Annotated in this window: 11 protein-coding genes; 5 read left to right on the forward strand and 6 right to left on the reverse strand. The window is 74.4% G+C overall.

Features of this window, described 5'->3' with window-relative positions:
* A partial coding sequence (locus tag AOK18_RS00545) for a sigma factor-like helix-turn-helix DNA-binding protein (RefSeq protein WP_276205329.1) occupies positions 1 to 174 on the forward strand: 174 nt, incomplete at its 5' end.
* Positions 175 to 278: 104 nt separating this feature from the next.
* Positions 279 to 1,256 carry a threonine/serine dehydratase family protein gene (locus tag AOK18_RS00550; protein WP_055692945.1) on the forward strand — a complete coding sequence of 326 codons (978 nt, stop codon included), beginning with the start codon at positions 279 to 281 and terminating at the stop codon, positions 1,254 to 1,256.
* Here the strand turns inward: AOK18_RS00550 and AOK18_RS00555 are convergent.
* On the reverse strand, positions 1,253 to 1,663 hold the full coding sequence (locus tag AOK18_RS00555) for an SRPBCC family protein (protein ID WP_055692946.1): 411 nt from the start codon (positions 1,661 to 1,663) through the stop codon (positions 1,253 to 1,255). The two genes, AOK18_RS00550 and AOK18_RS00555, sit on opposite strands and share 4 nt — an antisense overlap.
* A 222-nt stretch (positions 1,664 to 1,885) precedes the next feature.
* On the opposite strand from AOK18_RS00555, the gene AOK18_RS00560 reads away from it, so the two are divergent.
* The 3 genes from AOK18_RS00560 (at position 1,886) to AOK18_RS33805 (ending at position 3,211) form a co-directional block, all read left to right on the forward strand.
* Entirely contained in the window at positions 1,886 to 2,248 is a 363-nt protein-coding gene (locus AOK18_RS00560) for a cupin domain-containing protein (protein WP_055572829.1), read from the forward strand.
* A 115-nt stretch (positions 2,249 to 2,363) separates the two neighbouring features.
* Positions 2,364 to 2,816, forward strand: a complete 453-nt coding sequence (locus tag AOK18_RS33800) for a class I SAM-dependent methyltransferase (protein ID WP_240503001.1) — start codon at positions 2,364 to 2,366, stop codon at positions 2,814 to 2,816.
* Positions 2,738 to 3,211: a hypothetical protein gene (locus AOK18_RS33805; protein WP_240503002.1), complete on the forward strand. Its 474-nt coding sequence runs from the start codon at positions 2,738 to 2,740 to the stop codon at positions 3,209 to 3,211. The genes AOK18_RS33800 and AOK18_RS33805 overlap by 79 nt, the downstream gene beginning before the upstream one ends.
* Before the next feature lie 37 nt (positions 3,212 to 3,248).
* On the opposite strand, the gene AOK18_RS00570 is transcribed toward AOK18_RS33805, so the two are convergent.
* The 5 genes from AOK18_RS00570 to rhaD all read right to left on the reverse strand — a co-directional run.
* The gene (locus tag AOK18_RS00570; RefSeq protein ID WP_055692947.1) at positions 3,249 to 3,890 is read right to left on the reverse strand and encodes a LutC/YkgG family protein; all 642 of its coding nucleotides are present in this window, start codon (positions 3,888 to 3,890) and stop codon (positions 3,249 to 3,251) included.
* Entirely contained in the window at positions 3,887 to 5,431 is a 1,545-nt protein-coding gene (locus tag AOK18_RS00575) for a LutB/LldF family L-lactate oxidation iron-sulfur protein (RefSeq protein WP_079104775.1), read from the reverse strand. The genes AOK18_RS00570 and AOK18_RS00575 overlap by 4 nt, the downstream gene beginning before the upstream one ends.
* Positions 5,428 to 6,186 carry a (Fe-S)-binding protein gene (locus AOK18_RS00580; RefSeq protein ID WP_055692948.1) on the reverse strand — a complete coding sequence of 253 codons (759 nt, stop codon included), beginning with the start codon at positions 6,184 to 6,186 and terminating at the stop codon, positions 5,428 to 5,430. Before AOK18_RS00580 ends, AOK18_RS00575 begins: the two co-directional genes overlap by 4 nt.
* Positions 6,187 to 6,320: 134 nt before the next feature.
* Positions 6,321 to 7,709, reverse strand: a complete 1,389-nt coding sequence (locus AOK18_RS00585; protein WP_420865551.1) for a rhamnulokinase — start codon at positions 7,707 to 7,709, stop codon at positions 6,321 to 6,323.
* Positions 7,710 to 7,765: 56 nt separating this feature from the next.
* Positions 7,766 to 9,157: bifunctional rhamnulose-1-phosphate aldolase/short-chain dehydrogenase (rhaD, locus tag AOK18_RS00590; RefSeq protein WP_055692950.1), on the reverse strand; the 1,392-nt coding region annotated here is incomplete at its 5' end.

Raw genomic sequence — 9,157 nt, forward strand, 5'->3', positions numbered from 1 at the left:
CTGGACGCCCTCCCCGACGACCGGAAGGAGGCGTTCGTCCTCACCCAGATGCTCGGTCTCCCCTACGCGGAGGCCGCCCTCGTCACCGGCTGCCCGATCGGCACGGTGCGCTCGCGGGTCGCCCGCGCCCGCGTCTCGCTGGTGCAGTGGCTGGGCGAGGCCGACGGCACCTGAGGGCCCTCCTCCGGCCGGGCGGCGGCGCACCGCCCGGCCGGAGGGGACCCGGCCGGTACCCTGGGCCGTCGGTCCAGTGGCCGACGACGCCCCGGAGGCAACGCGTGACGACCACCACCCCGCCGGTCACCCTCGACGACGTCCGTGCCGCCGCCGAACGGCTCGCCGGCGTCGCCCGTCGCACCCCGGTGCTGCGCTCCCGCACCCTGGACGCGCTCGTCGGCGCCGAGGTCCACCTCAAGTGCGAGAACTTCCAGCGCGTGGGCGCCTTCAAGTTCCGCGGCGCCTACAACGCGGCCTCCCGGCTCGCCCCCGAACAGCTGTCCCGGGGCATCGCCGCCTACTCCTCCGGCAACCACGCCCAGGCCGTCGCCCTGGCCGCGCGGGAACTCGGCACCACGGCCGTCATCGTCATGCCCGAGGACGCCCCGCCGTCGAAGCGGGCGGCCACCGAGGCCTACGGCGCCCGGATCGTCACCTACGACCGGTACACCGGCGACCGGGTCGCCGTCGCCGAAGCCCTGGCCGCGGAGCGCGGCCTGGCGATCGTCCCGCCCTACGAGCATCCGCACGTCATCGCGGGACAGGGCACGGCGGCCCTCGAACTCCTCGAGGAGGCCGGAGAACTGGACGCGCTCGTCGCCCCGGTCGGCGGCGGCGGGCTGATCGCCGGGAGCGCCACCGCGGTCAAGGGCCTGCACCCCGGGACGCGGGTGATCGGCGTCGAACCGGAGGCGGGCGACGACACCAAGCGGTCCCTGGAGGCGGGACACCGCGTGAGCGTCCCGGTCCCGCGCACCATCGCCGACGGCCAGGCCCTGCAGACCCCGGGCGAACTGACCTTCTCCGTCAACCGGCGGCTCCTGGACGGGATCGTCCTGGTCGGCGACGACGAGATCAGGGACGCCATGCGGTTCGCCTTCGAGCGGCTGAAGATCGTCCTCGAGCCGAGCGGCGCCACCCCCCTGGCCGCGCTCCTCACCGGCCGCGCCGGCCGCCTCCCGGGCCGGGTCGGACTGATCCTGTCCGGCGGCAACGTCGACGCGGCGCGCTTCGCCCGGCTGTGCGGTCCCCGTGCCTAGGCGGACTCCACCACCTCCTTGAGCCGTGCCAGGTCGGCGGCGACCACGGCGGCGTCACGCTCGAACGCGGCGTCACTCGTCCCCGGCTGCCGGCGCAGGGTGAACACCACCTCGCTCCCCGGCCCGTCGGCGATCACGCGGACCGGATTGTGGAAGGTCTCCCCGGAAGGCAGCGTGACGTCGTGGTCGAGCACCCCCCACTCGTTGTGTGGCGCGAAGGCGACCACGACCCGGCCCATGGGGGAGGACTCCGCGACCCACCGGCCGTCGATTCTCTCGACGGAATCTCCCAGCCCATGGGCCCATGCGGGCAGATGGGCCGGTTGTGACGCATAGGCGTAGACGTCGGCGGCGGTGCGGTCGATACGGATGCCGAGGTGGCGCGACTGCCTGCCGGTGCTCTTCATGGCAGTGACGGTAGCGGGACGCGGTCCTCCTCCTCTTGAACGAATCGGACGCGTAGCCCCCGGGGCGGCCCCTGGACGTGCCGGTTCCGGCCCCGTCACTCCAATGGCGTACCCGTCTTGACGGACGGACGATGGAGGGGTGAGGCCGAGGCCCTCACCGGTGCCGCGCGGACGGACACCTGCCCCGGCCACGCGGAGCGACGGCCGGAAGGGAGCAGGGGCATGCTGGAGATCAAGACACTGGACAAGCCGGACGAGCGGCGGGACTTTCCCGGGGGCCACCTCGAAGCCGTCCACATGACCGGGCTGGACTTCGCCGTGGCCGTCTTCGAGCCCGGCTGGCGCTGGTCCGAGTCCGTCGGCCCGATCGCCGGGACACCGAGCTGCCGCATCCACCACCACGGTTACGTCCTCCAGGGCCGCCTGCGCATCCGCATGGACGACGGTGCCGAGAGCGAGGTCGGACCCGGCGACGTCTTCGTCTGCACACCCGGCCACGACGCCTGGGTCGTCGGCGAGCAACAGGTCGTGGTGTACGACTTCGCGGGCGCCATGGCCCAGAGCTACGCGAAGGCCGCCGACTGACACCTCCCGTCCGGCTCGGGCCGGCCCCGCGGACCCGGCCCGATCCGGACGGAGGACCCCGGCCGGCCGGCAACGGGAGAGCGCTGGGCAGGGACCGTCGGCGAAGAGGGCAGCCATGGCGGAGGCGACCGAACGGACCGGGGCCGACCGGGCGTTGAAGGCCGGGCACCGGGCGATGTGGGCCCGGGGCGATTACCCCTCGGTGGCCGCCGAGATCATTCCGGGACTGGGCAGGGAGCTGGTCGATGCGGCCGGGGTGGGCCCCGGGGACCGGGTGCCCGATGTGGCGGCGGGGACCGGGAACGCGGCGATCCCGGCGGCACTGGCCGGGGCCGACGTGGTCGCGGCCGATCTCGCGCCCGAACTGCTGGAGACCGGACGGCGGCCGGCGGAGCAACGGGGTGCGCGGCTGCGCCGGCAGGAGGCCGACGCCGAGGCGCTGCCCTTCGCGACGGCGCCTTCGACACCGTGCTCTCCTGCGTCGGGGTCATGGTCGCCCCGCACCACGAGGCGGCCGCCGGCGAACTGCTCCGCGTCTGCCGGCCGGGAGACACCATCGGTCTGCTGAGCCGGACGCCCGGCGAATTCGCCGGCCGGATGCCGGCCACGGTCAAGCCGTACGCCCCGCCGCCCCCGCCCGGGGCGCGGCCGCCCTCGCTGTGGGGCGACCCGGAGCACGTCCGCGCGCTGTCCGGGGACCGCGTCACCGGCGAGACCCCCGGGTACCGCACGGTCGCCGTCGAGCGGTTCGCGACGCCGGAGGAGTTCCGGGACCACTTCGAGCAGCGCTACGGCCCGGTCCTCGGCGTCTACGAGTCCCTCGCGGACGATCCCGGACGCGTCGCCGCCCTCGACACCGATCTGGCCGGACCCGCCCGCCGCCACGACCGGGGCACCGGGGAGGGCCGCCTGGTCATGGACTGGGAATACCCGCTGTACACCGCGCACCGCTCGCCCGCCTGACCCCGGGGCGCCTCCCCCGGGGAGGAGGGGCCGGCGGTCAGCCGACCAGGACGACCTCCAGGGTGCGCGGGCCGTGGACGCCCTCCACCCGGTCGAGTTCGATGTCGCTCGTCGCCGAGGGGCCGGAGATCCAGGTGAGGGGGCGTGCCGGGTCGAGGCGCTCGAGGGCGTACGGGACGGAGGGGACGACCTGCGCGGCGCGGACGACACAGATGTGGTGGTCCGGGACGAGGGTGATCCGGCGGCGGCCCTGGTCGGGGGAGCCGTCGAGGACGATCGTGCCGGTCTCGGCGACGGCGACCGCGCAGGCGGTGACCACGCTGTCGACCCGGTCCAGTTCGTGCGGGGTGCTCTCCGCCCGGTCCGCGACCCGCCGCACGGTGCTCTCCGCGAGCCAGCTCCCGTCCAGCCCCGGCGGGACGAGGACCGACGAGGAGCCGCGCGAGACCAGCAGTCCGGCGACGACCCCGGCCAGGCGGCCGGCGTCGGTGCGGTGGACGACCGCCCGGTAGTCGGCGAGGTTCTCGGCGAGGAGGTCCAGCGTCTGCGCGGGGGTGCGGGCACCGTGCTCGCGCAGGTAGTCGCGGGCGACGGCCCGCTCGTACGGGGTCCCGTCGTCCCGCGGGACGTCGGCGAGGGCGCGCCGCACCCGGCCCAGGATCCGCTCCCTGCTGCTCACCGGTCACCACCCCCGTCCCCGGCCTCGTCCCGCACAGGCGTCCCGGCACCGGGCTCCGTCCCCGGCACGGCGGTGCCGTCCCCGCCGTGCGTGCGCCGCCACCAGTCGCGGAAGGGCTCCGCGGGCACCGCCGGAAGATCCCGGGTACCGCTCCAAGCCCGGCCGGGGCCCGGCAGGGTGCGCGGGTGGAGGCGCCGGGTGCGGGAGGCCAGGCGCTGGCCGGTGCGCAGCGCGCCCGGGTGCGAGAACGCCCAGCGGGCCGCGCGCATCGCGGCGCGCTCGGCGGCGTGCCCCTTCGCGGGCTGGAGCACGACCCTGTTGCCGTCCCGAACGGCCCGGCCGCCCTGCACGACCCGTTCCCGCAGGTGCACCAGCACCTCGGGGATGTCGATGGCGACCGGGCACACCTCGTAGCAGGCCCCGCACAGCGACGAGGCGTACGGCAGGGAGGCGTCGATCCCACTGGCTGTGCCCCGCAGCTGAGGGCTGAGGATGGCGCCGATCGGACCCGGGTAGACGGAGCCGTAGGCGTGGCCGCCGGCCCGCTCGTAGACCGGGCAGACGTTCAGGCACGCCGAGCAGCGGATGCAGCGCAGTGCCTGCCGGCCGACCTCGTCGGCGAGCGTGTCGGTGCGGCCGTTGTCCAGCAGGACGAGGTGGAAGGCGCGCGGACCGTCCTCGTCGGTGGTGCCGGTCCAGGTGGACGTGTACGGGTTCATGCGCTCGGCGGTCGAGGAGCGGGGGAGGGTCTGCAGGAACACCTCCAGGTCCCGCCAGGTCGGGACGACCTTCTCGATGCCGACGACCGAGATCAGCGTCTCCGGCAGGGTCAGGCACATCCGCCCGTTGCCCTCGGACTCCACCACCACCAGCGTGCCGGTCTCGGCGACCATGAAGTTGGCGCCCGAGATGCCGACCTTGGCACGCAGGAACTTCTCCCGCAGGTGCAACCGCGCGGCCTCGGCGAGTTCGGCGGGCGTGTCGGTCAGACCTCCGGGGGCGGGACGGCCCCACCCGCCCATCTCCCGGGCGAAGATCTCCCGGATCTCCCCGCGGTTGCGGTGGATCGCGGGGACGAGGATGTGCGAGGGCCGGTCCCTGCCCAACTGCACGATCAACTCGGCCAGATCGGTCTCGTAGGCGCGGATGCCCGCCGCCTCGAGGGCCTCGTTGAGCTCGATCTCCTGCGTGGCCATCGACTTGACCTTGACGACCTCCGACTCGCCCGTCTCCTCGACGAGCGCGGTCACGATCCGGTTGGCCTCGGCGGCGTCGGCGGCCCAGTGGACCGTGCCGCCCGCGGCCGTCACCGCCTCCTCCAACCGCACCAGGTACTCGTCCAGATGACGGAGGGTGTGGTCCTTGATCCGCTTGCCGGCCTCCCGCAGCTGCGCCCAGTCCGGCACCTCGGCGACGGCCTTCGCCCGTTTGGCCCGGATGGTGTGCGTGGCGTGCCGGAGGTTGCCGCGCAGAGTGGTGTCCCGCACCGCCTCCCGGGCGGCCTCGGGAAAGGCCGGCATTCCGACGAACGTTCCGCTCATACGGCGGCCGCCTCCTCTTCCGTGCGCGCCAGGATCTCCGCGATGTGCACCGGCCGCATGCCGGTCCGCAGCCGGGTCATCGTCCCCCCGAGGTGCATCAGGCACGAGTTGTCCGCCGCGCACAGCACCTCGGCGCCCGTCGACTCGGCGTTGCGCACCTTGTCGGCGCCCATCGCGGCGGAGACGTCGGGGTTCTTCAGCGCGAACGTGCCGCCGAAGCCGCAGCACTGGTCGGCCCCCGGCAGTTCGACCAGCTCCAGCCCCCTCACCGCCTCCAGGAGCCGCCGGGGCCGGTCGCCGAGTCCCAGGGAGCGCAGTCCGTGGCAGGTCGGGTGGTAGGTCACCGTGTGCGGGTAGTACGCGCCGACGTCCGTCACCCCCAGCACGTCCACCAGGAACTCGGTGAGTTCGTACGTCTTCGGCACCACCGGCGCCAGCGTGGCCGCGAGGCCGCCCCCGCGTCCCTCCGCGCGGGCCCGCTCGCCCATCCGCGGATACAGCTCCCGCACCATGGCCCCGCACGACCCGGAAGGCGTCACGATCGCCTCGTAGTCCCCGAAGACCTCGGAGAACCGCCGGGCCATCGGCTCGGCCCCGTGCCGGTACCCGGTGTTGTAGTGCGCCTGCCCGCAGCAGGTCTGCGCCATCGGGAAGTCGACCTCGACGCCGAGCCGGGTCAGCAGTTTCACCACCGCGCGCCCGGTGTCGGGATAGAGCGTGTCGTTGACGCAGGTCAGGAACAGGGCGACACGCATCGCGGCTCCTCGTGGATCGATCATCGGGTGAGTGCAGGGTAGTGCGCGGTCGCTCGCGCGGGGGAGACCCGCGACGGGGCCGCGGCCCGTCCGGCAGATCCGTGGGGGCGGCCCGGGACGGCCCGGGACGGGCCTCACGCGAGCCGGGCCTGAGCGGCCTCCCACCGCCGCGTGCCGCCGCGCGGTTCGTACCGGGTCAGCGGCTGGGTGCGGGTGAGCAGACGCCGCATTCCGGCCAGGTCGCCGGCCGGCCCGTGCGCACGGGCCTGCACCAGGACGTTGCCCAGCGCGGCCGCCTCGGTCGGACCGGCCACCACCGGCAGCCCGCAGGCGTCCGCGGTCAGCTGGCACAGCAGGGCGTTGCGGGTGCCGCCGCCCACGATGTGCACGACGTCGACCGGCCGTCCGGCGAGCCGCTGGGCGTCCCCGACGGCCCGGCGGTGCGCGAGCGCGAGCGAGTCGAGGATGCAGCGGGTGATCTCGGCGGGGGAGCCGGGCACCGGCTGCCCCGAGACCCGGCAGGCCTCGGCGATCCGCTCCGGCATCCGCCCCGGCGCCAGGAACGCCGCGTCCCCGGCGTCCACCACCGACCGCAGTGCGGGCACCTTCGCCGCCTCCGGCAGCAGCGACCCCAGGGCATCCGGTTCGCCCCAGGCCCGTAGACACTCCTGGAGCAGCCACAGGCCCATGATGTTGCGCAGGTAGCGGACCGTGCCGTCCAGCCCCAGCTCGTTGGTGAAGTTGGCGGCGCGGCTCTCCTCGGTCAGGACCGGGGCGTCCAGCTCGAGGCCGGCCAGGGACCAGGTGCCGGTGCAGATGTAGGCGAACCGCTCGCCGCCGGCGGGGACGGCGGCCACCGCGGACGCCGTGTCGTGCGAGCCGACCGCCGTCACCGCGACGGGCCCGGCCAGCCCGGTCTCCTCCAGCACCTCGGGCCGCAACACCCCGGCCGGATCACCGGGTTGCCGCAGCGGCGCGAAGAGGGAGAGATCGATGCCGAGACGCTCGGCCACCCCGCGGGACCAGTCGCGGGTGCGCGGGTCGATCAACTGCGTGGTCGAGGCGTTGGTCAGCTCCGTGCCCTGCTCGCCGGTGAGCCAGTACGTCAGCAGGTCCGGGATCAGCAGCAGTCGCCCGGCCTGTGCCAGTTGGACCGTGCCACGGGCCGCCGTCAACTGGTACAGCGTGTTGAACGGCGCGTACTGCAGACCGGTCGCCGCGTACAGCTCCCCGGCGGGGACGCTCGCCCACACCTTCTCCGCGACCCCCTCCGTACGGCGGTCGCGGTAGTGCACCGGGTTGCCCAGCAGCGCCCCGTCCGCGTCCAGCAGGCCGTAGTCCACGGCCCAGCCGTCGACACCGACGGACGCGAGCCCGTCGCCCGCCCTCCGCAGCCCCTCCAGCACCCCGGCGTACAGCCCGAGCACGTCCCAGCGCAGTCCCTCGGGCACCCGCACCGGCCGGTTCGCGAAGCGGTGGACCTCGGTCAGCTCCAGACTGTCGGGGCCCACGCGGCCGACCATGACACGCCCGCTGGACGCGCCGAGGTCGACCGCCGCGTACGGCCGCGCACCGGCGCTCACCGCAGGAACGCGGCGGCGACGCCGGCGTCCACCGGGACGTGCAGGCCGGTGGTGTGAGTGAGGTCCCCGCCGGTCAGCGCGAAGACGGCGTTGGCCACGTGCTCGGGCAGCACCTCGCGCTTGAGGAGGGTCCGCTGGGCGTAGAACTCGCCGAGCTTCTCCTCCTCGATGCCGTAGGTCGCCGCGCGCTGGGCGCCCCAGCCGCCCGCGAAGATCCCGGAGCCGCGCACCACGCCGTCCGGGTTGACGCCGTTGACGCGGATGCCGTGCCCGCCCAACTCGGCGGCGAGAAGCCGTACCTGATGGGCCTGGTCGGCCTTGGCGGCCGAGTAGGCGATGTTGTCCGGACCGGCGAACACCGCGTTCTTGGACGCGATGTAGACGATGTCGCCGCCCAGTTCCTGCGCGATCATCACGCGGGCCGCCTCGCGGGAGACGAGGAAGGAGCCGCGGGCCATGATGTCGTGCTGGAGGTCCCAGTCCTTCACCGAGGTCTCCAGCAGCGGCTTGGAGATCGAGATCCCGGCGTTGTTCACCACCAGGTCGACCCCGCCGAACGCGAGCACCGCCGCCCGGAACGCCTCCTCGACCTGTTCCTCCGACGTCACGTCCGCTCTCACCGCGACGGCCCTGTCCGGACCGCCCAGTTCCTCGGCGACCGCGGCCGCGCTGTCCCCGTTCAGGTCCGCCACGACGACACAGGCGCCCTCGGCCGCCAGCCGCCGCGCGATCGCCTTCCCGATCCCGCTCCCGGCCCCGGTCACCAGCGCCACCCGGGTGGCGAGCGGCTTCGGCTCCGGCATCCGCCGGAGCTTCGCCTCCTCCAGCGCCCAGTACTCGATGCGGAACTTCTCCGCCTCCTCGATCGGCGCGTACGTGGAGACCGCCTCGGCGCCGCGCATCACGTTGATCGCGTTGACGTAGAACTCGCCGGCCACGCGCGCGGTCTGCTTGTCCTTGCCGAAGCTGAACATGCCCACACCGGGGATCAGCACGATCGCCGGGTCGGCGCCGCGCATGGCGGGGGAGTCGGGCGTCGCGTGGGCCGCGTAGTAGGCGGCGTACTCCTCGCGGTAGGCGGCGTGCAGCTCCTCCAGCCGGGCCACGGCCTCGTCCGCCGGGACCGACGGCGGCAGGTCGAGGACGAGCGGCCGGACCTTGGTGCGCAGGAAGTGGTCCGGGCAGGAGGTGCCGAGCGCGGCCAGCCGGGGGTGCTCGGCGCGGGCCAGGAAGTCCAGTACGGCCTCGGAGTCGTCGAAGTGCCCGACCTGCGGCCGGTCCTGCGAGGCGACGGCCCGCACGTACGGCGCGAGAGCCGCGGCCCGCTCCCGGCGCTCGGCCCCGGGCAGCGGCTCGTACCCGTCGAGCACCGGCCCGAACGGCTCCGG

It is taken from the genome of Streptomyces prasinopilosus (assembly GCF_001419695.1).
Lineage (GTDB): Bacteria > Actinomycetota > Actinomycetes > Streptomycetales > Streptomycetaceae > Streptomyces > Streptomyces prasinopilosus.